This window comes from Rhodobium orientis (assembly GCF_003258835.1).
GTDB lineage: Bacteria > Pseudomonadota > Alphaproteobacteria > Rhizobiales > Rhodobiaceae > Rhodobium > Rhodobium orientis.
Window position 1 is genome coordinate 30017 of the sequence record NZ_NPEV01000037.1, and the last position, 26383, is coordinate 56399.

21 protein-coding genes and 1 tRNA gene are annotated in these 26383 nt (G+C 66.5%); 14 read left to right on the forward strand and 8 right to left on the reverse strand.

Annotated elements, in window-relative coordinates; all coding sequences use genetic code 11:
- Positions 1–3: 3 nt before the first annotated feature.
- Positions 4–777, reverse strand: coding sequence for a motility protein A (locus CH339_RS15935; RefSeq protein ID WP_111435364.1), 774 nt, complete (start codon positions 775–777; stop codon positions 4–6).
- Positions 778–1116: 339 nt separating this feature from the next.
- Entirely contained in the window at positions 1117–2136 is a 1020-nt protein-coding gene (locus CH339_RS15940) for a KpsF/GutQ family sugar-phosphate isomerase (RefSeq protein WP_111435365.1), read from the reverse strand.
- 334 nt (positions 2137–2470) lie between these two features.
- Here CH339_RS15940 and CH339_RS15945 point away from each other — a divergent pair, with 334 nt between their 5' ends.
- The 3 genes from CH339_RS15945 to CH339_RS15955 all read left to right on the forward strand — a co-directional run bounded on the left by CH339_RS15945 (position 2471) and on the right by CH339_RS15955 (position 6577).
- Positions 2471–3970: an outer membrane beta-barrel protein gene (locus tag CH339_RS15945; RefSeq protein WP_146610206.1), complete on the forward strand. Its 1500-nt coding sequence runs from the start codon at positions 2471–2473 to the stop codon at positions 3968–3970.
- Between the two features lie 59 nt (positions 3971–4029).
- Positions 4030–5286 (forward strand): lytic murein transglycosylase, encoded by a 1257-nt coding sequence (locus CH339_RS15950; RefSeq protein WP_244668990.1) that lies wholly within the window; start codon positions 4030–4032, stop codon positions 5284–5286.
- Between the two features lie 100 nt (positions 5287–5386).
- Positions 5387–6577: an SGNH/GDSL hydrolase family protein gene (locus tag CH339_RS15955; protein ID WP_111435368.1), complete on the forward strand. Its 1191-nt coding sequence runs from the start codon at positions 5387–5389 to the stop codon at positions 6575–6577.
- Positions 6578–6679: 102 nt separating this feature from the next.
- Here the strand turns inward: CH339_RS15955 and CH339_RS15960 are convergent, their stop codons facing one another.
- The gene (locus tag CH339_RS15960; protein WP_111435369.1) at positions 6680–8101 is read right to left on the reverse strand and encodes a glutamate synthase subunit beta; all 1422 of its coding nucleotides are present in this window, start codon (positions 8099–8101) and stop codon (positions 6680–6682) included.
- 5 nt (positions 8102–8106) lie between these two features.
- Positions 8107–12846, reverse strand: a complete 4740-nt coding sequence (gene gltB, locus CH339_RS15965; RefSeq protein ID WP_184443315.1) for a glutamate synthase large subunit — start codon at positions 12844–12846, stop codon at positions 8107–8109.
- A 690-nt stretch (positions 12847–13536) separates the two neighbouring features.
- On the opposite strand from gltB, the gene CH339_RS15970 reads away from it, so the two are divergent.
- The 6 genes from CH339_RS15970 to CH339_RS15995 all read left to right on the forward strand — a co-directional run bounded on the left by CH339_RS15970 (position 13537) and on the right by CH339_RS15995 (position 18576).
- Positions 13537–13839, forward strand: a complete 303-nt coding sequence (locus CH339_RS15970; protein WP_111435370.1) for a BufA1 family periplasmic bufferin-type metallophore — start codon at positions 13537–13539, stop codon at positions 13837–13839.
- Between the two features lie 57 nt (positions 13840–13896).
- Positions 13897–14811: an MNIO family bufferin maturase gene (gene bufB, locus CH339_RS15975; protein WP_420825902.1), complete on the forward strand. Its 915-nt coding sequence runs from the start codon at positions 13897–13899 to the stop codon at positions 14809–14811.
- Position 14812: 1 nt separating this feature from the next.
- On the forward strand, positions 14813–15553 hold the full coding sequence (locus tag CH339_RS15980; protein ID WP_111435371.1) for an HvfC/BufC N-terminal domain-containing protein: 741 nt from the start codon (positions 14813–14815) through the stop codon (positions 15551–15553).
- A gap of 5 nt (positions 15554–15558) precedes the next feature.
- Complete coding sequence (locus CH339_RS15985; RefSeq protein ID WP_201240914.1) at positions 15559–16134, forward strand: DoxX family protein; 576 nt, start codon at positions 15559–15561, stop codon at positions 16132–16134.
- A 126-nt stretch (positions 16135–16260) separates the two neighbouring features.
- Complete coding sequence (locus tag CH339_RS15990; protein ID WP_111435372.1) at positions 16261–17325, forward strand: threonine aldolase family protein; 1065 nt, start codon at positions 16261–16263, stop codon at positions 17323–17325.
- Positions 17326–17382: 57 nt separating this feature from the next.
- On the forward strand, positions 17383–18576 hold the full coding sequence (locus CH339_RS15995; protein ID WP_111435373.1) for a patatin-like phospholipase family protein: 1194 nt from the start codon (positions 17383–17385) through the stop codon (positions 18574–18576).
- 185 nt (positions 18577–18761) lie between these two features.
- Here the strand turns inward: CH339_RS15995 and CH339_RS16000 are convergent, their stop codons facing one another.
- Complete coding sequence (locus tag CH339_RS16000; protein ID WP_111435374.1) at positions 18762–19226, reverse strand: Hsp20 family protein; 465 nt, start codon at positions 19224–19226, stop codon at positions 18762–18764.
- 115 nt (positions 19227–19341) lie between these two features.
- Between CH339_RS16000 and CH339_RS16005 the strand changes: the two genes are divergently transcribed.
- Positions 19342–19926: a hypothetical protein gene (locus CH339_RS16005; RefSeq protein ID WP_146610207.1), complete on the forward strand. Its 585-nt coding sequence runs from the start codon at positions 19342–19344 to the stop codon at positions 19924–19926.
- 18 nt (positions 19927–19944) lie between these two features.
- Here CH339_RS16005 and CH339_RS16010 read toward each other — a convergent pair whose 3' ends face one another.
- Positions 19945–20925 carry a DMT family transporter gene (locus CH339_RS16010; protein WP_111435376.1) on the reverse strand — a complete coding sequence of 327 codons (981 nt, stop codon included), beginning with the start codon at positions 20923–20925 and terminating at the stop codon, positions 19945–19947.
- A 69-nt stretch (positions 20926–20994) separates the two neighbouring features.
- Between CH339_RS16010 and CH339_RS16015 the strand changes: the two genes are divergently transcribed.
- Together CH339_RS16015 and CH339_RS16020 are read left to right on the forward strand one after the other, a co-directional pair.
- Positions 20995–21906: a LysR substrate-binding domain-containing protein gene (locus tag CH339_RS16015; protein WP_111435377.1), complete on the forward strand. Its 912-nt coding sequence runs from the start codon at positions 20995–20997 to the stop codon at positions 21904–21906.
- Between the two features lie 161 nt (positions 21907–22067).
- Positions 22068–23078, forward strand: coding sequence for an alpha/beta hydrolase (locus tag CH339_RS16020; protein WP_111435378.1), 1011 nt, complete (start codon positions 22068–22070; stop codon positions 23076–23078).
- A 113-nt stretch (positions 23079–23191) separates the two neighbouring features.
- Here the strand turns inward: CH339_RS16020 and hisN are convergent, their stop codons facing one another.
- Together hisN and CH339_RS16030 are read right to left on the reverse strand one after the other, a co-directional pair.
- Positions 23192–23983 (reverse strand): histidinol-phosphatase, encoded by a 792-nt coding sequence (gene hisN, locus CH339_RS16025; RefSeq protein ID WP_244668991.1) that lies wholly within the window; start codon positions 23981–23983, stop codon positions 23192–23194.
- A 370-nt stretch (positions 23984–24353) separates the two neighbouring features.
- Entirely contained in the window at positions 24354–25244 is an 891-nt protein-coding gene (locus tag CH339_RS16030; protein WP_111435380.1) for an N-formylglutamate amidohydrolase, read from the reverse strand.
- Between the two features lie 207 nt (positions 25245–25451).
- Between CH339_RS16030 and cpdR the strand changes: the two genes are divergently transcribed.
- Positions 25452–25811, forward strand: coding sequence for a cell cycle two-component system response regulator CpdR (cpdR, locus tag CH339_RS16035; RefSeq protein WP_111435381.1), 360 nt, complete (start codon positions 25452–25454; stop codon positions 25809–25811).
- A 150-nt stretch (positions 25812–25961) separates the two neighbouring features.
- Positions 25962–26036, forward strand: a tRNA-Val gene (locus CH339_RS16040).
- The last annotated feature ends 347 nt before the right edge of the window (positions 26037–26383 follow it).

Consider the following 26383-nt stretch of genomic DNA (forward strand, 5'->3'; position numbering starts at 1 on the left):
CCCCTACGCCGCCGCGGCTTCGATCAGGTCGCCGCGGTTCTTCTCCGGCAGATAGGCGATCAGCATCTCGCGGATCAGCGCCGGGCTCTTCGATTCCCGGATCTGCATGACGCCGTCGATGATGAGGGTCTGGTTGACGTCCTCCACATTGGCCTTGGCACCGAGCTTTTCGTAGATCGGAATGCAGATCAGGTTGGCGAGCAGGGCGCCGTATAGCGTGGTCAGCAGGGCGATCGCCATGGACGGACCGATGGTCGAGGGGTCGTCCATGGTCGCCAGCATCTGGACCAGGCCGACAAGGGTTCCGATCATGCCAAAGGCGGGTGCGCTGTCGCCGAGCGCCTTGAAGATGCGCTGGCCCTCTTCGAGCCGGTCGAGATAGAGGTCGCGCTCGCGCTCCATGGATTCGCGGATGAAATTCGGCTCATAGCCGTCGGCAATGAATTGCACGCCCTTGGCAAGGGTGGCGTCGGAGACTTCCACGTTCTCAAGCCCGAGCGGGCCCTGCTTGCGGGCGACGTCGGCGAGCTCCGTGATCTCCTCGATCATGGTGCGCGGCTCGATCTTCTTGTGGGTGAAGGCGACCTTGGCGCCGGTTATGAAGGCCGAAGCGACGCCGGCGAGCGGGAACCGGATCAGGGTCGCGGCAAGGCCGCCACCGAGAACGATAAGAACCGATGCCACGTCGATGAACTGGCTGATGTTGCCGCCAAGGAAAATCGCGGTAACGACGACGGCCGTACCCGCGATAATACCGATGATTGTTGCCAGATCCATAACTGTCCCAACTCCTCTCGGAAGACCGCATGCGGCCGTCCTCGGGGCGCAGTCTATGGATCACAGGGCTAAATAATCCCTAATCGAGGTGCGAAATTTCGTCTCCGTTTCGGAAATAAGCCATAGGCTTCAGGAAGCGCACACCAAAAAACGGCGCCGTTTACGCTTCGTTAACCTTAACGAAACCTTGCGATCAGAGCAGGTAGCGGACACCCGCACGGCGCGCCGGCGATGGCGAAAGACGCGCCGGGGCGGCGCGGCCGGCAGTGTTCTGCGGGCAGGCAAAGGGAGACTGCCGGTTTCGACCGACAAGGACCGCGGGTGCGGTCGGGCGTTCGCTCAGGCGACGCCGGCGCGCAACAGGTCGTGCAGGTGGATGATGCCGACGGCGCGCTCGTCCTCGACGACGAACAGGGCCGAAATGCTGGAGGATTCCAGCATCTCCAGGGCCGAGGCGACGAGCAGTTCCGGCTTCACCGTCTTCGGCGAGCGGGTCATGACCTCGTCGACGCGCTTGGACAGGAGGTCCGAGGCGAGGTGGCGGCGCAAGTCACCGTCGGTGATGATGCCCGCCAGCCGTCCGGCCTCGTCGACGATGCCCAGCGAGCCGAAGCCCTTCTGTGTGATCAGCACGATGGCCTCGGTCATCGGCGTGTCGAGCGGCGTCAGCGGCACCCGGTCGCCGGTGTGCATGACGTCGCGGACGAACTGCAGCGATGCGCCCAGCCGACCGCCGGGATGGAAGATGCCGAAATCCTGCGGCGTGAAGCCGCGCGCCTCCAGAAGGGCGATGGCCATGGCATCGCCGACCGAAAGCTGAAGGATGGTGGAAGTGGTCGGGGCGAGCCCGTGCGGGCAGGCCTCGGCGGCCTTCGGCAGGGCAAGGACGATGTCGGCGGCGCGGCCGAGCGTGCTCTTGGCGCTCGAGGTCAGCGCGATCAGCGGCACGCGGAAGCGGCGCGAATAGGCGATGATGCTGGCCATCTCGCGGGTCTCGCCGGACCAGGAAATGGCGATGATGGCGTCGCCCGCCGTGACCATGCCGAGGTCGCCGTGGCTGGCCTCGCTCGGGTGGACGAAGAAGGCCGGGGTGCCGGTGGAGGCGAAGGTGGCGGCGATCTTGGAGCCGATATGGCCGCTCTTGCCGATGCCGGTGACGATGACGCGGCCGGGAATGCCGCTGATCAGGCGCACAGCGTCGACGAAAGGCTCCGAAAGACCATTGCCGAGCGCCTTCTGCAGCGCCACCAAACCCTGGATTTCGTTGTGGACCGTGCGACCTGCAGACTCGATAAGCTCTACGTCACTATGGTCGATCACGCTCAAGGGGCCACCGCCGACGATTGCAAGCTTCGCCATTTTACACCATTTTGTTTTCGTTGTACCCGGCGTTGGGCAAGGGGAAGCTCGTGGCTAGTCCGCGATTGCGACCACTATGTGGCAACAATCCGGCAAAATCGGGCGGCGCGTCACGACGTCCCGCCACTGTCCCCATTAGGCGACACCTATAGCGCGTTCTCGGCCGCGTTTCACGGATTTTCCGCCGGAAAAACCGCCTTTGACAGGAATTGGCGGCGCGATGCCAACGAAACATTAACCCTGCCCCTTTACTTTTCGGAAAGAACCGGCCCTTGCGGCCAGATTTCGAAACGGGGTGCGGGTGTCCCTCTTTTCATCGTCGCCGATCATGGATATGCGCGGTTGCCTTGTGGCCCTTGCGGTCGTCCTTGTCGCTGCCGTCGGTCCGGCCCATGGCCAGACCGCGAACGGTGACGTGCAGCTTCGCGGCAGCGCGCCGACGGATGGCGGCTTCAGCGACGACGAAGACGCACTGTTCGGCGCCACGGATGACCAAACCGCGGACAGCGATGCCGCGACGCCGGCCGCCGACGGCACCCGAACGCCGCCGCGGCCGCGCTCGGCCGAGGACGCACGGCGCGAGCGGCTTGGCGGTCGCCCGGAGGCGGTGCGGGCCGTGCAGCCGGTGCAGCCCGGACCGCGCAATGCCGACGGCACCGTGATGGAGCGGGCCGAGACCACGGTGACGGCCGAGGCGCCGGAGGATAATTTCGGCGACGACAAGGACGCCTACGAGCCGCTCGGCATCCGCGCCGGCTCCTTCATCCTCAAGCCGTCGATCGAGACGACCGGCGGCGGCTCGACCAATGTCGACCAGGACCACAACGGCAAGTCCGGCGCCTTCTATCGCATCCGCCCGTCGCTGGACGTGCAGTCCGACTGGTCGCGGCATTCGCTGAACGTCAATCTCAATGGCGAGTACACGGGCTATATCGACAGCGCCACGGAGGACACGCCGACCTTTGAGGGAGAGGCGACCGGCCGCATCGACGTGCGCGACGGCACGAAGCTGGAACTGGAATCGGGCTACCAGCTCGAACAGGAAGAGGCCGAGAGCGCTGAGCGCAAGAAGGGCACGGACCGGGCCGACATCCACACGCTGACCGGGGCGGCGGCGATCGTCCAGGACGTGCGCCGGTTCCAGGTGCGGCTGCGCGGTTCCGTAGAGCGCCAGTCCTATGATTCCAACGACGGCGGCACCGGCCGCGACTACACCCTGACCGAGATTTCGCTGAGGACCGGCTACAAGGTCTCGCCGGCCCTGATGCCCTATGTCGAGGGCTCCATGTTCCAGCGCCAGCTCGACGACGAGCGCGATGCCGACGGATACCGGCGCTCCAGCGACGGCTATTCCCTGCGCGGCGGCGTCGCCATCGACATGGCCTCGAAGCTGACCGGCGATCTCGCCGCCGGCTGGCGCCGCGAGGAGCCGCGCGACGGCCGGCTGAAGGCGCTGGAAGGCCCGACCGTCGACGGCACGCTGACCTGGTCGCCGAGCCGGCTGACGACGATCGCGCTGACCGGCTCGACCACGCTCGACACCACGACGCTGACCGGTTCGGCCGGCTCGATCGAATACAAGGGCGGCCTGACCGCGACCCGGTCGCTGCGCCGCAACGTCAAGCTCGTCGGTGCGCTCGGGCTCTCCTATCGCGACTACGAATCGAGCCCCGTCACCGAATGGCGGCGCACCGCGGACGCGAGCGTCGAATGGTCGTTCAACCGCAATGTCGCGGCCGTCGCGCGCTACGGCTACGAGGATCTCGATTCCAGCGAACGCGGCAACGACTACCGCGCGCACAGCATCGAGGCCGGCGTGATCCTGCGGCACTGACCGCGCCCGTCGACAAGCGTTTTCACCTGTTTCGAATGGATATCCGAAAGGAGGCACAATTGACCGGTATTTCTCCCCGCATCACGGCAGGCTCGCTGCGCGGTGCCGCATTCCTTGTCGGTTTTTGGGCCGCTGTGGTCATCTTCGTCCTGGCCGCGTCCGTCGGCGCCAAGGCCGATGCCCGCTTCGACCGCTGGATCAGGGACTTCTGGCCGACCGCCAAGGCGGCGGGCGTTTCCTGGGACACCTATCGCTCGGCCTTTGCCGGCGTCAGCCCCGATCCCGACATCCTGAAGAAGGCGTCGCGGCAGCCCGAATTCGTCACCCCGATCTGGGAGTATCTGGGGTCCGCCGCCTCCGAGCGCCGGGTCGAGAACGGCCGGGAAAAGCTCGTTGAGTGGAAGACCTGGCTCGACCGGATCGAAGCCAAATACGGCGTCGACCGCCACGTCGTCGTCGCTATCTGGGGCATGGAGTCCTCCTATGGCGAGGTGCTCAACAATCCCAAGATCGTCAAGAACGTGATCCGCTCGCTGTCGACGCTGGCCTATGCCGGGGGCAAGCGGCAGCGGTTCGGCGAAAGCCAACTCGTGGCGGCCCTGAAGATCCTGGAGCGCGGCGACGTCTCCCCGCGCCACATGACCGGCTCCTGGGCCGGCGCCATGGGCCATACCCAGTTCATCCCGACGACCTTCGAGGCCTATGCGGTCGACATGGACGGCGACGGCCGGCGCAACATCTGGACCTCTATCCCCGATGCGCTCGGCTCCACGGCGGCCTATCTGAACCGCTCCGGCTGGGTCAGCGGCAAGACCTGGGGCTACGAGGTCGACCTGCCGCGCGGCTTCAACTTCGCGCTCGCCGACGGTCACGGCAAGCGGTCGATCGCCGAATGGCAGGCGCTCGGCGTGACCCGCGTTCTCGGCAGGGTGTTTCCGCGCCCGGACGACGAGGCCTATCTCCTGATGCCCGCCGGCGCGCGCGGCCCGGCCTTCCTGATGCTGAAGAACTTCCGCGTCATCAAGCGCTACAACAATGCCGACGCCTATGCGCTGGCGGTCGGGCACCTGGCCGACAAGCTGATGGGGGCGGGATCGCTGGCGGCGTCCTGGCCGCGCGAGGAAAAGCCGCTGACGCACTCGCAGACGCGCGAATTACAGGCGCTCCTCAACCGGCTCGGCTATGGCGCGGGTTCCGTCGACGGCAAGCTCGGGCCGAAGACCCGGGCGGCAATCCGCGACTACCAGAAGCGCATCGGCATGCCGCCGGACGGCTACGCCAACACCCGTCTCCTCAGCAATCTGAAGGACGGTTGATCGCGCGTCCCTCGCCATATTGATGCCGGGAACCTATAATGGGATCGAACGGGCGCCGTGAGCTAGCTTTTCGGCGCCCGTTGGACAAGGGGAACCCAAAATGGCGGGACTTATGCGCCGAAGCATGCTGGAGCGCCGAAGCATTCTGGCGCGCCGCACCGTCCTGGCGGCCAGCGCCCTCATCGTTGCTGTGATCGTCGCGCTTTGCGGCGTTGCCGGCTCGACCGCCAAGGCCGAGGACAAGCGCATCGTCGTTGCCCGCAACGAGGGCTTCCATCCGCTGCGCCCGCTGTTCCGCCTGTTCGGCGCGAAGCGGCGCGACCGGTCGGGCGCCTCGCGCAAGACCAAGCGCTCGCGCGGTACCGCCCGGCGGCATCAGCAGCGGCCCGCCCGGCAGCACAAGCCGGCGCCGGTGGCCGTGCCGAAGGATCCCGACGCCAATGTCGTGCTGGTGGTCGGCGACTCGCTCGCCCGCGGCCTTGGCAAGGGGCTTGAAGTGGCGTTCGCCGACTCGCCCAAGGTGCAGATCCGCAGCTGGGTCAACGGCTCGTCCGGCCTCGTGCGCGACGACTATTTCAACTGGCCGACGGAACTGAGGCAGTTTTTCGCCGGCGACGAGAGGGTCGACGCCATCGTCGTCATGGTCGGCGTCAACGACCGCCAGCGCATCCGCGATGCCGACGGCTCGCACCAGCTTCGTACCGAGGAATGGGAAAAGCGCTACCGGGCGCGGGTCGTCGACATGCTGAAGGCCTTTGCGGCCAGCGGCAAGCCGGTGATCTGGGTCGGCCTGCCGCCGACGCGCTCCAGCAAGTTCTCCGCCGACATGGCCCATTTCAACGACGTCTACAAGGCCGAGGCGGAACTCTCCGGCGTCGTCTTCGTCGACATCTGGCAACGCTTCGTCGACGAGGAGGGGCGCTATACGAGGACCGGGCCGGACGTCGAGGGCCAGACGACGATCCTGAGGGCCGGGGACGGCATCCATTTCACCGGATCCGGTTACCGCAAGCTCGCCTTCTATGTGGAAAAGGAACTGCGGCGGGTGCTGGAGACCGGTGCCGGCGGTGTGTTCCTGCCAGGCCTCAATGCGGACGGCACGGTGGGCCCGAAGATCGGCGCCGTGCTGCCGCTGACCGGACCGACGGCGCGGGTCGGCGAGCCGCTTGCCGGCGAAGAGACGCCGCTGGCGCCGAAGGAGGACAGCCTGCAGAACAAGGTGATCGTGCGCGGCGAGCCGCTGCCACCGGAAACCGGGCGCGTCGACGATTTCGGCTGGCCGCGCAGGTAGTTTTTTTGACCGGGCCTCGGCCGCGGGGCCTATCAATGAGAAAAAGGCCCGCCGGAAACGCTCTGGCGGGCCTTTTCGTTTGTCCGTTCGTGACCTCGCAAATCAGCGCGGCAGGTCGCTCGATCCCATCAGGTACTCGTCGACGGCGCGGGCGGCCTGGCGGCCCTCGCGGATCGCCCAGACGACCAGCGACTGGCCGCGGCGCATGTCGCCGCAGGCGAACACCTTGTCGACACTGGAGACGTAGTCCTCGGTGTTGGCGGCGACGTTGCCGCGATGGTCGAGGTCAACGCCTAGATCGGCCAGCATGCCCTCATGGACCGGGCTGACGAAGCCCATGGCCAGCAGCACCAGGTCGGCCTTCAGCACGAATTCGGTGCCCGGCAGCGGCTGCATCTTGTCGTCGATGCGCACGCAGTGAAGCTCCCGGACGTTGCCGTTGGGGCCGCCCTCGAAGCGCTGGGTCAGAACGGAGAACTCGCGCTCCGCGCCTTCCTCATGGGACGAGGAGGTGCGCAGCTTTAAGGGCCAGTTCGGCCAGGTCAGGAGCTTGTCCTCCTTCTCCGGCGGGCGCGGCATGATCTCAAACTGGGTGACGGAGAGCGCGTTCTGGCGCACCGAGGTGCCGATGCAGTCCGAGCCGGTGTCGCCGCCGCCGATGACGACGACGTGCTTGCCGGTGGCCAGGATCGGCTCGACGTCGCCGAGGGACTCGTTGCCGTTGCGGCGGTTCTGTTGCGGCAGGAACTCCATGGCGAAGTGGATGCCGGAGAGGTCGCGGCCCTCGATCGGCAGGTCGCGCGGCTTTTCCGCGCCGCCGGCCAGAACCAGGGCGTCATAGCCCTCCATCAGTTCGGCGGTGGTGACGTCGACACCCACATTGACGTTGTAATGGAAGGTGACGCCCTCGGCCTCCATCTGGTCGACGCGGCGCTCGATCAGGCGCTTTTCCATCTTGAAGTCAGGAATGCCGTAGCGCAGCAGGCCGCCGGCGGAGGCGTTCTTCTCATAGAGATGGACGTCGTGGCCGGCGCGGGCGAGCTGCTGGGCGGCGGCCATGCCGGCCGGTCCGGAGCCGACCACGGCGACGGTCTTGCCGGTCTTTGCCGCCGGCGGTTCCGGCACGATCCAGCCCTCGTCCCAGCCGCGGTCGACGATGGCGCATTCGATCGTCTTGATCGTCACCGGGTTGTCGATGAGGTTGAGCGTGCAGGCGGCCTCGCAAGGGGCCGGGCAGACGCGGCCGGTGAATTCCGGGAAGTTGTTGGTGGAGTGCAGGTTGCGCACCGCCTCGCGCCAGTCGTCCTGGTAGACGAGGTCGTTCCAGTCCGGGATCTGGTTGTTGACCGGGCAGCCGGTGTGACAATAGGGGATGCCGCAATTCATGCAGCGCGCCGCCTGGTCGCGCACCACCGGTTCCTTCAGCGGGATCACGAACTCTTGGTAGTTCTGGATGCGGTCCGACGCCGGCAGGTACTTGCGATCCTGCCGGTCGATTTCGAGGAAGCCTGTTACTTTACCCATTCAGATCACTCCCCAGGTACCGGGCATTCTTTGGCGGCGGCCTGCTGGATGGCCAGCTCGGCAAGGGCGCGGCGATACTCCACCGGCATCACCTTGCGGAACTTCGGCAGGTAGTCCTTCCAGTTGGCGAGGATCTCCCTGCCGCGCGCGGAGTTGGTGTAGCGGACGTGGTTCTCGATAAGCTGCTGCAGCCGTTCGGCGTCGTAGCGGGTCATGTCTGACATGATGTCGACGCGGCCGTGCGACTGCAGGTCGTGGCGCTGGTGCAGGTGCGAGGAGAGCATTTCTTCCTCGGCCAGCACCGGTTCCAGGGCGACCATGGCCATGTTGCAGCGGCTCTGGAAGCTGCCGTCCTCGTCCAGCACATAGGCGATGCCGCCGGACATGCCGGCCGCGAAGTTGCGTCCCGTCTGGCCGATGACGACGACGACGCCGCCGGTCATGTACTCGCAGCAGTGATCGCCGGCGCCTTCAACGACGGCGATGGCGCCGGAGTTGCGGACGGCGAAGCGCTCGCCGGCGATGCCGCGGAAGTAGCACTCGCCCTCGACGGCACCGTAGAGCACGGTGTTGCCGACGATGATCGAGGTCTCCGGCGTGATCTGGCGCGCCTCGGCCGGCGGATAGACGATCAGCCGGCCGCCCGACAGGCCCTTGCCGACATAGTCGTTGGCCTCGCCTTCCAGCTCCAGGGTGACGCCGTGGGCGCCCCAGGCGCCGAAGCTCTGGCCGGCGGTGCCCTTCAGCTTGACGTGGATGGTGTCGTCCGGCAGGCCGTTGTGGCCGTAGCGCTTGGCGACCGCGCCCGACAGCATGGCGCCGGTGGTGCGGTCGACGCTGGCGATCGGCATCTCGATCTGCACCGGCTTGCCCTCGCCAAGGGCGGGTTCGGCCGCAGCGATCAGCTTGCGGTCGAGCACGTCGTCGATCTGGTGATCCTGCGCCTCGGACTTGAAGATGTGGATGGTCTTCGGCACGTCCGGCTTGTGGAACAGGCGCGAGAAGTCGAGACCCTTGGCCTTCCAATGGTCGATCGCGGCGGCGCGGTCGAGCATCTGCATCTGGCCGATCATCTCGTCGAAGCGGCGGAAGCCCATCTCGGCCATCAATTGGCGCACTTCCTCGGCGACGAAGAAGAAGTAGTTGACCACGTGCTCCGGCTTGCCGACGAAGCGCTTCCTCAGGATCGGGTCCTGGGTGGCGATGCCGACCGGGCAGGTGTTGAGGTGGCACTTGCGCATCATCACGCAGCCGGCGGCAATCAGCGGCGCGGTGGCGAAGCCGAACTCGTCGGCGCCGAGAAGCGCGCCGACGACGACGTCGCGGCCGGTCCGGAAGCCGCCGTCGACCTGCACCGAGATGCGGCCGCGAAGGCCGTTCAGCACCAGGGTCTGGTGGGTCTCGGCCAGGCCGATCTCCCACGGGCTGCCGGCGTGCTTGATGGAGGTCAGCGGCGATGCGCCGGTGCCGCCCTCATAGCCGGCGATGGTGACGTGGTCAGCCCGGGCCTTGGAGACGCCGGCGGCGACGGTGCCGACGCCGACCTCAGAGCCGAGCTTGACCGAGATGTCGGCGTCCGGGTTGGTGTTCTTCAGGTCAAAGATGAGCTGCGCCAGGTCCTCGATCGAATAGATGTCGTGGTGCGGCGGCGGCGAGATCAGGCCGACACCCGGGGTCGAGTGGCGCACCTTGGCGATCACCGCGTCGACCTTGTGGCCCGGAAGCTGGCCGCCCTCGCCGGGCTTGGCGCCCTGGACGATCTTGATCTGGATCATGTCGGCGTTGACGAGATATTCCGTCGTCACGCCGAAGCGGCCGGAGGCGACCTGCTTGATGGCCGAGCGCATGGAATCGCCGTTCGGCAGCGGCACGAAGCGGTCCGGCTCCTCGCCGCCCTCGCCGGTGTTCGACTTTCCGCCGATCCGGTTCATGGCGATGGCCAGCGTCGTATGCGCCTCGCGGCTGATCGAGCCGTAGGACATGGCGCCGGTGGCGAAGCGCTTGACGATGTCGACGGCCGGCTCGACCTCATCGATCGGCACCGGCTGGCGGCCGGCCTCGCCGGCGTCGCGGATGCGGAACATGCCGCGGATGGTCAGGAGCCGCTTCGACTGGTCGTTGATCGACTTGGCGAATTCCGCGTATTTCTCGGCCGCATTGCCGCGCACCGCGTGCTGCAGGGCACCGACGACCGGGGCTTCCCAGGCGTGGGCCTCGCCGCGCATGCGCTGGGCGTATTCGCCGCCGATGTCGAGCGCGTTGCGGTAGACCGGCGCGTTGCCGAAGGCATCGGCATGGCGGCGCACCGATTCCTCGGCGACCTCCTTCAGGCCGACGCCCTCGATGCGGCTGGCGGTGCCGAAGAAGAACTCGTTGACGAATTCCGACGACAGGCCGACGGCATCGAAGATCTGGGCGCCGCAATAGGACTGGTAGGTCGAGATGCCCATCTTGGACATGACCTTGAGGATGCCCTTGTCGACCGCCTTGATGTAGCGGGCGACGATCTCCTCCGGGCCGACCTCTTCCGGCAGGCTGGCGCGCTGGTCGATCAGGGTCTCGAAGGCGAGATAGGGGTTGATCGCCTCCGCGCCGTAGCCGGCGAGCACGGCGAAATGGTGCACCTCGCGCGCCTCGCCGGTCTCGACCACGAGGCCGACGGAAGTCCTCAGACCCTTGCGGATCAGGTGATGGTGGACGCCGGCCGTGGCCAGAAGGGCCGGGATGGCGATGCGGTCCGGACCGACCAGGCGGTCGGACAGGATGATGATGTTGAAGCCTTCGCGCACGGCGTGCTCGGCCTTTCGGCAGAGTTCGTCGAGCGCCGGGCGCATGCCGTCGGCGCCGCCGTCCGCCGCGTAGGTGATGTCGAGCGTCTGGGTGCGGAACTGGTTGTCGGCGATCTCGCCGATGACGCGGATCTTCTCCAGATCGTCGCAGGTCAGGATCGGCTGGCGCACCTCAAGGCGCTTGCGTTTCGACAGGCCCTTGCGGTCGAAGAGGTTCGGCCGCGGTCCGATGAAGGAGACCAGGCTCATCACCAGCTCCTCGCGGATCGGGTCGATCGGCGGGTTGGTGACCTGTGCGAAGTTCTGCTTGAAATAGGTGTAGAGCAGCTTGGAGCGGCTCGACAGCGCGGAAATCGGCGTGTCGGTGCCCATCGAGCCGATCGGCTCCTGGCCGGTGGTCGCCATCGGTCCCATCAGGAGGGTGATGTCCTCCTGGGTGTAGCCGAAGGCCTGCTGGCGGTCGAGCAGCGGCACGGAGGTCTGGTGCGGCTCGGCGCCGACCGGGGCCATGTCCTCAAGCACGATCTGGGTGCGCCCGAGCCACTCCTTGTAGGGGTGGCGGGTGGCCAGCGTCGTCTTGATCTCCTCGTCGGAGATGATGCGGCCTTCCTCCAGGTCGATGAGCAGCATCTTGCCCGGCTGCAGGCGCCACTTCTCGACGATCTTTTCCTCCGGCACGGGCAAGACGCCCATCTCGGAAGCCATGACCACGAGGCCGTCCTCGGTGACGTAGTAACGGGCGGGCCTCAGGCCGTTGCGGTCGAGGGTGGCGCCGATCTGGCGGCCGTCGGTGAAGGCGACGGCGGCGGGGCCGTCCCACGGCTCCATCAGTGCGGCGTGGTACTCGTAGAAGGCGCGCCGTTCGGCGTTCATCAGCGGGTTGCCGGCCCAGGCTTCCGGGATCAGCATCATCGCCGCATGGGCCATCGAGTAGCCGCCCTGGATGAGGAATTCCAGCGCGTTGTCGAAACAGGCGGTGTCGGACTGACCCTCATAGGAGATCGGCCAGAGCTTCTCGATGTCCTTGCCGAAGAGTTCCGATTCCACGCTCGCCTGGCGCGCCGCCATCCAGTTGACGTTGCCGCGCAGGGTGTTGATCTCGCCGTTGTGGGCGACCATGCGATAGGGATGCGCCAGCCGCCAGGACGGGAAGGTGTTGGTGGAAAAGCGCTGGTGGACGAGGGCGAGGGCCGAGATGTAGCGCTCGTCGGTAAGGTCCAGGTAGTACTCGCCGAGCTGATAGGCGAGGAACATGCCCTTGTAGACGATGGTGCGGCAGGAGAACGAGACCGGATAGGCGCGGTCGTAGTCCTGGCCGAGGACCTCGATCATGCGGTTCGAGGACGACTTGCGCAGCACATAGAGCTTGCGCTCGAAGGCGTCGTCGTCGGCGATGTCCGGGCTGCGGCCGACGAAGAGCTGGCGATGGATCGGCTCGGTCGCCTGGATCTCCGGGGCCTTGGACAGGCACGAATTGTCGACCGGCACGTCGCGCCAGCCGAGCAGGATCTGACCTTCCTCCTCGATCACCTCTTCGATGATCTTGCGGCAGGCGTCCCAGGCTTCCGGGTCCTGCGAGGTATAGAAGAAGCCGATGCCGTAGTGGCCGGGCTCGGGGATCTCGAAGCCGGCCTTGGCGCACTCTTCCTTCATGAAGTCGTGCGGAATCTGGGTCAGGATGCCGGCGCCGTCGCCGACCAGCGGGTCGGCGCCGACCGCACCGCGGTGGGTCAGATTGACGACGATCTGGAGGCCGTTGGCGACGATGTCGTGGCTCTTGCGGCCGTGCAGATCGGCAACGAAGCCGACGCCGCAGGCATCGTGCTCCTTGGCCGGATCGTAAAGACCGGCTTCCATCGCCGCGCGGCGCGTGTCCGCAGCGGTGGCGGCGGTTTTGGCATTCGAATCCGCCGGCCTCGGCGTGTTCGTTCCTAGCACCGTCGTCGCGCCTGACATGGCTGCCCCTCCACTTCCTGACCATCCAAGGACCGGCAGCGCTCTTCTAAAGACGTCCTGCCGGCCGAAACCGAATTTACCCCTTGTCGCCGGGAGACGAAGAAACCTGCCCCGACGCTTGCTGCAGGGCCGCGCTGCATGATCGGTCCAGCCCCTGCGGGTCGCGCCCTTGACTGGCGCGGCTCGAGCGACGAGACCGGCAAATGACCGCGGCTCTGTCGAAGAAGAACAATACTGGATGCCAGTACTGCTCCGATGGCATAAATGCCGTCCGGTGCATCTTTTTCCGACCGCGCCCCGGCTTCATTGCCTCATCCACGGGGCTCCGGCGGTCCGATGCTTCAGGATGTGTTCCCAATTCCTCGACGGCGAAAACCGGGCCTGCCGCGGTAACTGGGACAGTATTCCTGTCCTATTCCGGAAGTCTGACATTGCCAGATTTCCGGCGGTTGAGCAAGATGCGGCAGCACGTTAACTGTGTGAGATATTCCAGAAGGCGCAGCCGACCAGTGGCCGGGTCCGATATCGTGCCGGTGTCGTCACGCTCCCGTGAACTGGCCGAAAGCCGCTCTGACATCGCTTTGATTTCCACTTGATGGACAGCCTCTCCACATTGTCGGGCAACGGTCCGAGGCGCATTGCCGCCGGTCCGTTTGCCGCATTTCGACATTTGAACGGAGACTTCTTCCCATGACCGCATCCCCCAAGACCTTCTCGGCCGCCATCCTTGCCGGCGCCGTCGCCACGGCCCTCTCGGCCGCCGCCATCGTCCAGCCGGCGTCCGCGGCCGAGCAGGTGAAGTGCTACGGCGTCTCGCTCGCCGGCGAGAACGACTGCGCCGCCGGGGCCGGCACCTCCTGCGCCGGCACCTCCAAGGTCGATTACCAGGGCAACGCCTGGAAGCTGGTGCCGAAGGGCACCTGCGAGACCACGGAACTCCCCGAGGGTCGCAAGGGCAGCCTTGAGCCGCTTGAGCGCGACGTGCCGGCATAAGCCGCAGTCCGGGAACGGCCACTCATTCGGGGTAGCAAGACCATGGCGGGGGGCAGCATGACCATGCCATTTTCTGCCGGCCCGGCGCGGGGCCGGACGAAAAACCCGATCCCGGCCTCGGCCGGGGTCGGGCTTAAGCCGCAGCACGGCCGCGAGATTCTTGAGACGCCGCACGGCATCGGCTTTTTCGAGTTCCATGCCGAGAACTACATGTGCGCCGGCGGGCCGCCGCACCGGCTGCTTTCTGTGGTGCGCGAGCGCTTTTTCCTGTCCATGCATGGGGTCGGGCTGTCGATCGGCGGCGAGGGGCCGCTCGACCGTGAGCACCTTCAACGGCTCGCCGATCTCAATGAATGCTATCGGCCGGAGCTCTTTTCCGAACATCTCGCCTGGTCGAGCCATGGCGGCACGTTCTTCAACGACCTCCTTCCGCTTCCATATAACGCAGCGACGCTTCAACGGGTCGCAGCCCATATCGACGAGGTCCAGGCATTCCTCAACCGGCGGATGTTGTTGGAGAATCCGTCGAGCTACGTGACGTTTTCGGAAAGCACCTGGTCGGAGACCGAATTCCTCGCCGAACTGGTCCGGCGCACCGGTTGCGGGCTCCTGCTCGACGTCAACAATGTGCATGTCTCCGCCGTCAACCAGGGTTTCGAGGCGCTTTCCTATCTGGAGGCGTTCCCGCTCGATGCCGTCGGCGAGGTCCACCTTGCCGGCCATGCGACCGAGACCGAGGCCGGCGGCGGCCGCGTCCTCATCGATGCCCATGACCGCGCCGTCGCCGATCCGGTTTGGGCACTCTATGAGGTGGTGCTATCCCGCACCGGCCCGGTGCCGACGCTGATCGAGTGGGACAATGACGTGCCGGCGTTCCCGGTGCTCGCCGCCGAGGCGGTGCGGGCCGCAGCCTTGCTTCAGGTCCATGGCGCCGGGGCTTCAGACGCGTACCGCGCCGCGGCCGGGACCTGAGATGGAGCACGATCTCGCCGCGGCACTGCTCGATCCGGAATTTCCGACGCCGGCCGGCCTCGGGGGGTGGCCGGAGCGGCTTGCCATCCATCGCAACAATGTCGTGTCGGGCCTCATCGACCATCTGGCCGCCGTCTTTCCGGCCACCGTCCGCATCGTCGGTGAGGACTTCTTCCGCGCCGCTGCCGGCGTCTTCGTGCGGGCCGAGCCGCCGTCCTCGCCGCTGATGTTCGCCTATGGAAGCGGCTTTCCGGCATTCCTGGAAGGCTTTCCCCCAGCCAAAAGCGTTGCCTATCTCGCCGACGTGGCGCGGCTGGAATGGGCGGTCTATGACGCGCTCCATGCGGCCGACGCGGCACCGCTCGATCCGAATGCGCTTGGCCGTTTGCCGCCAGAGCGGCTCGATAGCGTCCGGTTCCGCTTCCATCCGGCGGCCCGGCTCATCGTTTCCGACTATCCCGTGGTCGCCCTCTTTCGCGCGAACCGCGGTCCCGATGCCGCCGGTCCTTTGAAGCTCGATGCAATTGGGGAGGGGGCGCTGGTGACGCGTCCGCGGGCCGACGTCGCGGTCCATGCGATCGCTCCGGCAACGGCCGCGTTCCTCGCCGCGCTTCAGGACGGCGCACCGCTTGGGGCGGCCGCTGCCTCGGGCCTTGAGGCCGATCCGGCCTTCGATCTTGCGGCAAGCCTTTCCCTCATTCTCACCTCCGGCGCCGCAACGGCGCTTCATTTTCAGGAGTGATTGCCATGCTGGCCCGTCTCATTGCCCTCCAGGAGCGGGCCTTTGCCGCGCTTGAGCGCGCCCTCGGTCCCTCGGTCCTGCCGCTGTTCGCCCGGCTCGTCTTTGCCTCCGCGCTGCTCCTTTATTACCTCAACTCCGCCTACACCAAGGTCGGTTCGGGCTTTCCGGACATGTTCGTGCCCCAGGTCGGCGCCTACGCGCAGATCGTCCCCAAGGTGGCCGAAGGCGCCGGCTACGACGTCTCGCAGATCGCCTTCTTTCCCTATGGCCTCGTCGTCTGGGCGGGCACCTATGCGGAGTTCGTGCTGCCGGTCCTGATCGTCCTCGGGCTTTTTACCCGTCTTGCCAGCCTCGGCATGATCGGCTTCATCGTCGTCCAGAGCGTCGTCGACGTCACTGCCCACGGGCTCGATGCCGCGACCGTCGGCCTGCCCTTCGATCGCTTCCCGGACGGCATGATCGCCGACCAGCGGCTGTTCTGGGTGTTCGTGCTGGTCGTCCTCGTCCTTCGCGGCGGCGGGGGCCTGTCGCTGGACGGCTTGCTGGCAAAGCGCGAGCGCAGCTCCGCCCAGCCCTGGTAGGTTGCGGCGCGAATGGCGGAATTGCCGCACCGCCGCAAAAATCGTCGCCCCGGGACCCTCGCCGACCTTGCCAACGGCCGGCGCGGCTGGCATGTCTCCGGCTTCCATGTTTGTACGAGAGCCGTAATGTTTTTCGCCAGCGACAACTGGGCCGGCGCGTCGGAAAAGGTCGCCGAGGCGCTTGCCGCGGCAGGCGCCGGGCCGGCTCCGGCCTATGGCAATGACGAGGTCACGGCCGCCGCCACCGCGCGTTTCTCCGAGATCTTCGAGCGCGATGTCGCGGTCTATTTCGTCGCCACCGGCACGGCCGCCAACGCCCTGGCACTGGCCTCCGCGACGTCTGCCGGCGGTATCGTCTTCTGCCACTCCGAGGCCCATATTGCGGTCGACGAGTGCTGTGCCCCGGAGTTCTTTTCCGGCGGCGGCAAGCTCCTGTCCATCGCCGGCCCGGCCGGCCGGATGACGCCGGAGGGCTTTGCCGAGGCGCTTGCCAAGGTGCCGGACGGCGATGTCCACCACGGCCGCGTTGCCGCCGTCAGCCTCAGCCAGGCGAGCGAGGCCGGCACGGTCTACGACACCGCCGACGTTGTCCGCATCGCCGACCTTGCCCACGGCCGCGGCATGACCGTCCATATGGACGGCGCGCGCTTTGCCAATGCGCTTGTCGCGACGGGGCAGACACCTGCCGAGATGACCTGGAAGGCCGGCGTCGACGTCCTGTCCTTCGGCGCCACCAAGAACGGCTGCTGGTGTGCCGAGGCCGTCGTCTTCTTCGATCCCGAACGCGGCCGCGATTTTCCATACTTTCGCAAGCGCGCCGGGCACCTCTTTTCCAAGAGCCGGTTTATCGCCGCCCAGTTCCTCGCCTATTTCGACGACGACCACTGGCTGGCGAACGCCCGCCACGCCAACGCCATGGCGGCGCGCCTTGCCGAGGGCATCGTTGCTGCGCCGGCCGCGCGGCTTGCCTGGCGTCCGCAGTCGAACGAGGTATTCGCGATTCTGACCGACGGGGCACTGAGGTGCCTTTCCGATGCAGGCATCGACGTCCACCAGTGGCCGTCCCACGCCGCGCCCGGACCGGACGGGCCCAGTGCGGGCGAAAAACTTGTCCGGCTGGTGACGAGTTTCCGCACAACCGAAGACGAGGTTTCGCGTTTCGTCTCGGAGGTGTCTTTAATATCCGCGTAGGCCGGGCAGGGCGTCCTCCCGCGCCTTACGTCCGCCGCCATCTGGAGATCTTGAGCGTTGCCGAGCCGCCTTTCCGGAACCGTTCTTTCCCTTCTTGCCGGGGCCGCGCTGCTTGCCGGCTGCGCCAGCCTGCCGGAGCGCACGGCCGTGCCGGAAAATGCCGTCGGCATTGCCTCCGTCAGCGGATATCAGGCCGACGACAAGATCCGGTATTGGGCCGATGACCGGCTGTCGGTGGCCGAGCGGGCCGAATGGCGCAAGCTCTATGTGGCTGCGGCGCAGAAGCGCAACCGGGCGGTCGCCAACTATCTGGTGCTGTCCGGCGGCGGCGGCGACGGCGCCTTCGGGGCCGGGTTTCTGACCGGCTGGACGGAGGCGGGCACGCGGCCGGAATTCGACATCGTCACCGGCATCAGCATCGGCGCCCTCGTTGCGCCCTATGCCTTCATCGGCAATTCCGAGGACCCTGAGCTCCAGGGCATGTTCGCCGGCTTCGACGGCTACGACTTCTACGCCAAGGAAAACATCCGCAAGGTCATCGTCGGCGAGGTGCAGGCGGACGACAATCCGCTGCGCCGGGACGTGGAAAAGCGCGTCACGGACGAGCTGCTCGATGCGGTCGCGGCGGAATATGCCCGCGGGCGGCTGCTCTTCGTCGGCACCACCAATCTCGACGCCCAGCGTACGGTGATGTGGAACCTTGGCGCGATCGCCGCCAGCAACCGGCCCGACCGGCGCGAACTCTTCGTCGACGTGCTGCTTGCCGCCGCCTCCATCCCCGTCGTCCTGCCGGCCGTGCCGATCACCGTGAAGGCCGGGAACGCTTCCTATGTGGAGCTGCACGTCGATGCCGGCACCCAGACCGAGGCGTTCTTCGCGCCGCCGCAGGTCTCCATGCGCGATGTCGACCGGGCGCTCGGCCGGGAGCGCCGGCACAATCTCTACATCATCCGCAACGACAAGCTGGCGCCGGAATATTCGGCCATCGAGAATGCGCCCTTCGACATCGCCCGGCGCTCGCTGTCGACGCTCCTGAAGGCCCATGCGGTCGCCGACCTCTACCGCATCTACACCATCGCCCAGCGCGACGGCGTCGCCTACCGGATGGCGAGCATTCCGGCGGGCACGAAGACGGGCACGCTCGGCGAGTTCGATCCGAAGCGGCTGAAGAAACTCTTCGACCTCGGCCGCGGCCTCGCCCGCAAGGGCTACGCCTGGAAACGCAAGCCGCCGGGGCTCAGGACGCATTGATTCTTAAGGCGTTCAGGCGCCACGCAGGCTGACGGCGCACTGGCGCCGGCGCGCGTTCGCGCTTGCGACGCCTTACGGCATCGAGGGCGCGTGACACGACTGAATGGTTTTCGAAACAAAAAGCGCCCCGGAGGATCTCCGGGGCGCCGACATTTAGGACCTTGGAGTCAGAACGTGCGCTGCCCTTAGGCGGCGTCGACCGTCTTGGCCTCCAGTTCCTTCACCTGACCGGGGCCGATCGCGATCTTGCGCGGCTTCATCGACTCGGGAAGCTCGCGCTTCAGGTCGATGTGCAAGAGGCCGTTCTCGAGCTGGGCGCCGTTCACCTGGACGTAATCGGCGAGCTGGAAGCGGCGCTCGAAGGCGCGCGAGGCGATGCCGCGATAGAGCACTTCGCCCTTGTCGGCCTCATCGGTCTTTTCGCCCTTCACCGTGAGCACGTTCTCCTTGGCCTCGATCGACAGATCGGCGTCGGCGAAGCCGGCGACGGCCATCGAGATCCGGTAGGCGTTCTCGCCGGTGCGTTCGATGTTGTAGGGCGGGTAGCTGACGTTGCCGTTCTCGCCGGCGGTCATGGAATCGAGCATGGAAAACAGCCGATCGAAACCGACGGTGGAACGATAAAGCGGGCTAAAGTCGACGTGATGCATCTCAAGTCCTCCTGAGTGTTGAGCGACTTAACTTCACCGCATCCTCAATGTGTCCCTCCGGTCTGGCAGGGACGGGATGCCCGCGGCCCCTTTCTGGCGACCGCGTGATCCTCAAATGGTGATCGGAAAAATGGCTGTCAAGATTTCTGCGCGCCGTTTCGCGCGGCGGCGCGTTCTTACCGTGGGAGGGCGGACCCGCGCGGGCGAGGCCCCATATGAACGGCAGATGAACGGCGGTTTCCGGTTCCGTTCAGACGGTTTGCGACATTGTCACGATCAACGGATGAAGAGAGGCCGCGAGCGGCCGGAAGGGAACCCGATGACCCGGCCCGGCGTTTTTCGTGCAAGTGCCGTTGCCGCCGTTTTCGGCGCAATTACGGTCGGCATTGCCGGTGCAGGCAAGCCGGCCCTGGCGATCTCCGGGGAGACCTTCGCGGCGAGCCCGGTCGGTCTCAAGGCCGTGCGTTTCACGACCGCGGCGCGGCTTACCGCCGACGAGGTGCTGGTGCAGCTCGGCTGGCGCGGGTTTTCCGGCTTCTCCAAGCCGCGGCTTGTCGGCCGGGCCTGGCAGGTCGCCGCCACCAACCGGCGCGGCAGGCGCGTCGTCGTCATGGTCGATGCCTATTCCGGCGTCGTCCTGCATCCCAGCGGCGCCTACGGGTCGCCATCGTTTCGCAGAATTCCGCCGAAAGGCGGATAGTAAAGGCCACACGTCGCATCAGCCCCTGCCGGCGTTTGGTCTCGGCCGGTGCCCCTCAAGGCACCGGCCTTTTTCTTTTGCAGGCGGCCTCCGGCTCGCCATAAGGGCGCCGGCGGCGATCAGCGCCATGCCCGACCCTTCCCGCACGCTCGGAATATCCGCGAAAAGGAGCGCGCCCCAGAGCGCGGCGAACAGAAGATATGTGTTGTCGAAGACGCCGATGATGTCCGGCGGGCCGAGGCGATAGGCGATGGCGACGGCGATCTCGATGGCGGCAAGGAGCACGCCGAGGGCGGCGATGAAAAGCCAGTCGTCGAGGCCGAGCGGCGGCCAGACCGTCAGTACGAAGTTTTTCTCCGGCATCGGGCCGGCCAGCGCCAGAACCGATATCGCCAGGGCGCCGCCGACGATCAGCGAGGCATTCAGCGTCTGTGCCATGGCCAGCGCCGACTCCTCGCGGCAGCGGCTCCACGTGATGATGCCGGCAAGGGCATAGAGGAAGGCCGCGGCGAGCGGCAGGGCGACCACCGGCGAGACGGTCTCGGCGCCCGGATTGATGGCGATGAGGACACCGGCAAGGCCGATGGCAACCGCGCTCCAGCGGCGCCGGCCGAGCGGTTCCTTCAGGACGAGCCGCGACAGCACCGCCATCCATATCGGCGCGGTGTAATAGCAGGCGGCGGCGAGCGCAAAGGACATGGCGGGAAGGGCGGCGTAGTAGCAGAGCCACATGCCGGTGAGGCAGAGGCTGCGCAGCCAGACCCAGCCCGGCCGGACCGGACGCAGGCGATCGAGGCCCGACGTCGCCGCGACGGCGCCCGCAATCAGGATCGCGGCGAAGGCCGAGCGGATGAGGACGAGTTGGCCGAGGCCGACATGGTCGCCGGCGACTTTCACCAGGGCGTCCGACAGCGACAGCAGAAAGACAGCCCCGGTGATCGACAGGATGCCGAGGGTGGGGTGGCCGGCGGTGGGTGAGACAGGGGATTTCCATTCCATGGGGTATGGAAAGCAGGCGCGGATGCCTGTTAAAAATGATTTCCTGTCGCCAATGCATGAAAAAATATCATGGATTCTTTCGCTCGCTCCCTGCCGCCGCTCTCGCGCCTGAGGCCGTTCGAAGCGGCCGCGCGGCTGGAAAGCTTCACGCTGGCGGCCGCCGAACTCGGCCTTACCCAGACCGCCGTCAGCAAGCAGATTTCTCTCCTGGAAGCCGATCTCGGCACCGCGCTCTTTGAGCGCCGGAACCGGGCCGTGTTCCTGACCGAGGAGGGGCGGCGCTTCGGCCGTGTGGTCACCGCTGCTCTTGCCGAGATCGCCGCGGAAGCCGCCCATCTGCGCGGTGCGCTCGTTCCGGGCGGGTTGGTGCTGCACTGCCAGCTTTGCGAGGCGTTCTACTGGCTGATGCCGCGGCTCTCCCGGTTTCACGAGCGCCATCCCGACATCGAGCTGCGCGTCGTCAGCTCGCTGGAGCCGCTGACGGCGGCGCGCGAGCCCTTCGACGTCGCGATCCAGACAACGGGGCGGGCGTCCGGCTCGGCGCGGCTCGCCTTCACGGCTGCCGACGAGGTCTTTCCGGTCTGCGCGCCGGAGGTTCTGAAAGGCGTGTCGCTGCCGCTGGCGCCGCAAGAGCTGTCGGCCTTTCCGCTGCTCTCGCACCTGGTCGTGCCGCAGGACTGGATGGACTGGTCCGACTGGTTCGACGTCATCGGCGTCCCGGTTCCCGCCGACCTGCGCCCGACCCATTTCGACAGCTTTCCGCTCGTCGTCCAGGCGGCGGTCGCGGGGCAGGGGATCGCGCTCGGCTGGCGGCGCACCGTCGATACCATGCTCGCCGAGGGAAAGCTGGTCCGCCCCTCTACCGACGTCGTCAAACGCCCGACCGAGCTGTCGGTCTTCCGCGGCAGCCGACGGGGCGGCCATGCGGAAACCCGCGCACTGTTAGATTGGCTCGGCGAGGAGCTGGCGCTTCCGCTGTGAGCGGCGACGTTAAGTTTGGTCAGGGGTGCGCGGCGAATTTCGCAACGGATGCCGTCACTTGTTTCCTCGACATCGAGCCATGGCCGTATTCCCCGGCGTGCTTTTGCAGTAAGGTGCCGGCCAAAATCTGCCGGAGTTGCCCGGAGAGCCCCGGAGTGCCAATGCCCGAGCCCGCGAAGACCGCCCTTTACGACTGCCGCGACAACCCGGTGCCGGCCGGCGCCGAGGTCTGGACGCTGACGACCCGCGACGGGATCACGCTGCGCGGCGCGCGCTGGCCGAGCGCGGTGTCGCGCCATCGCGGCACGGTCTGCCTGTTGCACGGGCGGGCCGAGTTCATCGAGAAATATTACGAGGTCATCCACGACCTGCAGGCGCGCGGGTTCGAGGTCGCGACCGTCGACTGGCGCGGGCAGGGCGGTTCGCAGCGGCTGCTCTCCAACCCGCGGCGCGGCCATGTGGACGATTTTTTCGACTATGAGCTCGATCTCGACGCGTTCCTCGCCAAGGTCGAATCCGCCTGCCGGCCGCCCTATTTCGCGCTCGGCCATTCCACCGGCGGGGCGGTTCTCCTGCGCGCCGCGCGCCGGCTCCACGGGCGCATCAGGCGCATGGTGCTGACTTCGCCGCTGGTCGACTTCGGCCCGCTGCCGCTGCCGCCGGCCCTGATCGGGCCGCTTTCCGGCACGCTCTCCTATATGGGCCTCGGCACGCTGTTCGTGCCCGGCGGCAAGGTCACCGACATCTACCAGATCCCGTTCGAGGACAATCTCTTGACCTCGGACCCGGACCGCTATGCGCGCACCCAGACCGTGGTCGCGGCGCGGCCGGACCTTGCGCTCGGCGCGCCGACCATCGGCTGGCTCTATGCCGCGTGCCAGACGGTATCGCTGTTCAAGCGCACCGACTTTCCGCCGACCGTCAACGTGCCGACGCTGATCCTGACGGCCGGGGGCGACAAGGTGGTCTCGGTGCGGGCCCAAGAGGAGCTGGCGCTGTGCCTGCGCGGCGGTGGGCACCTCTTCGTCGCCGGCTCCAAGCACGAGCTGATGATGGAGCGGGACGTGTTCCGGAACCAGTTCTGGGCCGTGTTCGACGCCTATGTTCCCGGCTCCGACGCCGACCGGGAGGCCAAGAGGCCGACGGTCGTCGTCAAGGCGGCGAACGGTTAGGTTTTTCGGGGGGGCGGGCATCGACCGCAGCCCCGGAGGCAGGCGGCAAGGCCCTGCCCGCCACATCATCCGTGCGCTGTGCCGGCAACGGTCGGCGATGCCCTTGAGACGCCTCAGCCGGAAAGCTTCTTCAATACCTGTTCGTGCAGGCGCGGATCGCCCGAGGCGACGACCTGGCCGCCCGAGCCGGCCGGTCCGCCGCTCCAGTCGGTGACGACGCCGCCGGCGCCTTCCACGATCGGGATCAGCGGCGCGATGTCCTGGATCTTCAGGCCCGCCTCGACGACGAGGTCGGCCTGGCCGGCGGCAAGCACGCAATAGCCGTAGCAGTCGGTGCCGAAACGGGTGAGCTTCGCCTCTCGCGACACCGCCTCGAAGGCCGGGCGCTCTTCGTCGGAGAAGAAGTCCGGTCCGGTGGACAGAAGCGCGGCATCGGCAAGGTCCGGGCAGGGGCGGGTCCTCAGCGGCGTCTCGATGCCGGCGCGCGTCAGCACCGCGGTCTCGCAGTCGCCGAAGAAGGTCTCGCCGACGAAGGGCTGGTGCATCATGCCGATGCGCGGCCGGCCCCCCTCCATCCGCCCGATGAGAACGCCCCAGGTCGGCAGGCCGACGATGAAGCCGCGTGTGCCGTCGATCGGATCGAGGATCCAGACCGCCTCCGCATCGCCCCGCTCCAGGCCGTGCTCCTCGCCGTCGATGCCGTCCTCGGGGAACCGCTCGGCGATCAGCCGGCGCATGGCGGCCTCGGCCGCGCGGTCCGCCTCGGTCACCGGATCGAAGGCGTTTTCGTCCTTGTTGTCGACTCGAACGAGGTTCCGAAAGCGCGGAAGAATCTCGTCCGAGGCCGCTTTCGCGAGTGCTTCGCAGAAGAATTTCAGTTGATCTGACGCTAGCATATCAGCCATGCAAAGTGCGCAATGCTTCGGGTTTTCACGGATGTTCGTCTACCATACTGCCAAAAACTGTCCAATAAAATTATTTAAAATCAAACAGTTGCGACGTATGGCTGTTTTTCAGGCAATTTCAACCCCAGGGTAAATTTCGCCCAAAATTTGCTTTTGAGGTGCGTTCGGCGCGCGATGCGACGTGACGGCACTTGACCTTTTTGCGCTGCACTTTCATATTTGTGCAGTGCGGTACGGCGTTGTCGTATCGCTGCCCTCCTTGGGCGTTTCCTCCCTAGACTTGGGCCGCCTCTTGCAAAAGAGAGCGGCCCCTTTTCTTTTCCGGCCCTTTTTTCCGAGATCCGATGCGCCGGCGTTATCGCCCGTGCGCCTATTCGGCCGCCTGGGATTGGGGCACGAAGCCTCCCAGATCAACATCGGCCATGGCATCGACGAAGGTGGCGATGTCGCGCTCCAGCCGTCCCCAGCCGGCGGCGCGCTCGTAGGTCCGCTCGTCCATATAGAGCGCGCGGTTGACCTCGACCTGCAGGGCATGGAGCCCCTGGGCCGGGCGGCCGTAATGCTCGGTGATGAAGCCGCCGGCATAGGGCTTGTTGCGGGCGACCGAGTAGCCGAGGCTGCGCAGCACGCGCGCCGCGGTGTCCGAGACGATGTCGCTGCAGGAGGTGCCGAAGCGGTCGCCGATGACGAAGTCGGGCCGGCGCCAGCGATCCTGGCCGCGCACGACCGACGGCATGGAATGGCAGTCGATCAGCACCGCATGGCCGAAGCGGACATGGGTTTCGGCGAGAATGCGCCGCAGCGCCGCGTGATAGGGCTTGTAGAGCATCTCGATGCGGCGCATGGCGTCGGCGAGCGGCAGGCGGTCGATATAGATCTCCTGGCGCTCTGCGACGATGCGCGCGATCGTGCCGAGCCCGCTGGCGACCCGCGGCGAGCGGCTGTTGGCATAGCGCGGCAGTTCGCCGTCGATCATCGCCGGATCGAGCTCGTAGGGCTCGCGGTTGACGTCGAGATAGGCGCGCGGAAAGCGCGCCCGCAGCATCGGCGCGCCGCGTGCAATGGCAGCGGCAAACAGCTCGTCGACGAAGGAATCCTCCGACCGGCGGATGGTGTTCTCGCACAGCCGCGAGGCTTCCAGGAACGCTTCGGGGTAGTCGTGGCCCGAGTGCGGCGAATTGAAGACGAAAGGAATCTCGTGGGCGGCCGGGCGGATCACCTCGAACGGTGGACTGTCGTCGAAATTTTCGATGATCTTCATCGCGTCAGTTTGCTATTCTGCCGGGCCGGATGGAAGGACGGAGCAAATGGTTAATGGCGGGCATGGTGCCAAGAACGCACGGCGCTGTCCATCGCTGCCTGCAATCGGCGCCGGTTTCACCGGTTATTTACCAGACCGACGGTCTAATGGGGCGACAACGGACGGCAGAGGCCGACAAAGATAATCAAAATCGGAACAGGTACCTGAATGTCGCGGATACTCCTTGCCGAAGACGACAACGATATGCGTCGTTTTCTCACCAAAGCCCTCCAGACCGCGGGCTATGACGTCATCTCTTTCGACAATGGCCGCAGCGCCTATGAGCGGGTGCGCGAGGAGCCATTCACGCTGCTGCTGACCGATATCGTGATGCCGGAGATGGACGGCATCGAGCTTGCCCGCCGGGCGACCCAGCTCGATCCGGACCTGAAGGTCATGTTCATCACCGGCTTTGCCGCCGTCGCGCTCAATCCGGATTCCAACGCCCCCAAGGACGCCAAGGTGCTGTCCAAGCCCTTCCACCTGCGCGAGCTCGTCAACGAGGTCGAGCGGCTGCTGGCGGCCTGATCCGGGCGGCTGCGAACAGCCTGAAGCGGGCGGCATATCGTCCGCCGACCGGTTTTGCCGGCCTGGCCGTCTTTTCGGGTCTTGCACGGCGCAACGAAGCCGGCTATATCCCCCGAACGTCGTCCCGGCGACGCCAAAACCCCGGGTTTTGGGCGGTTAGCTCAGCGGGAGAGCACTACGTTGACATCGTAGGGGTCACTGGTTCAATCCCAGTACCGCCCACCATTCTTTTCCACTCACGCCAAACTCGCTTCGCTCGCTGGCTCCGTGAGGGCCTCGCATGAGCTCGGGCGGCCGGTCGGCCTTGCGAAGCCGTTGGCTTCATTGGGGCATCTCACGGCAGTTCGCTTCGCTCACGCCTGCGATGGCGCGGCGCATCGGCGCCGACGGGCGGTCGCCCTTGCGAGCCCTTTGGGTTCGGGTTTTGTCTCACGGCCGAGCGTTCGCTAGCGCTCACTGGCCTGCGACGGCGCGGCCTGACCGGCCGGCGCCCGTTCGGGCTTGCGAGCCCTGCGGGCTCGGTTCTTCCCACTCACGCCAAACTCGCTTCGCTCGCTGGCTCCGTGGGGGCC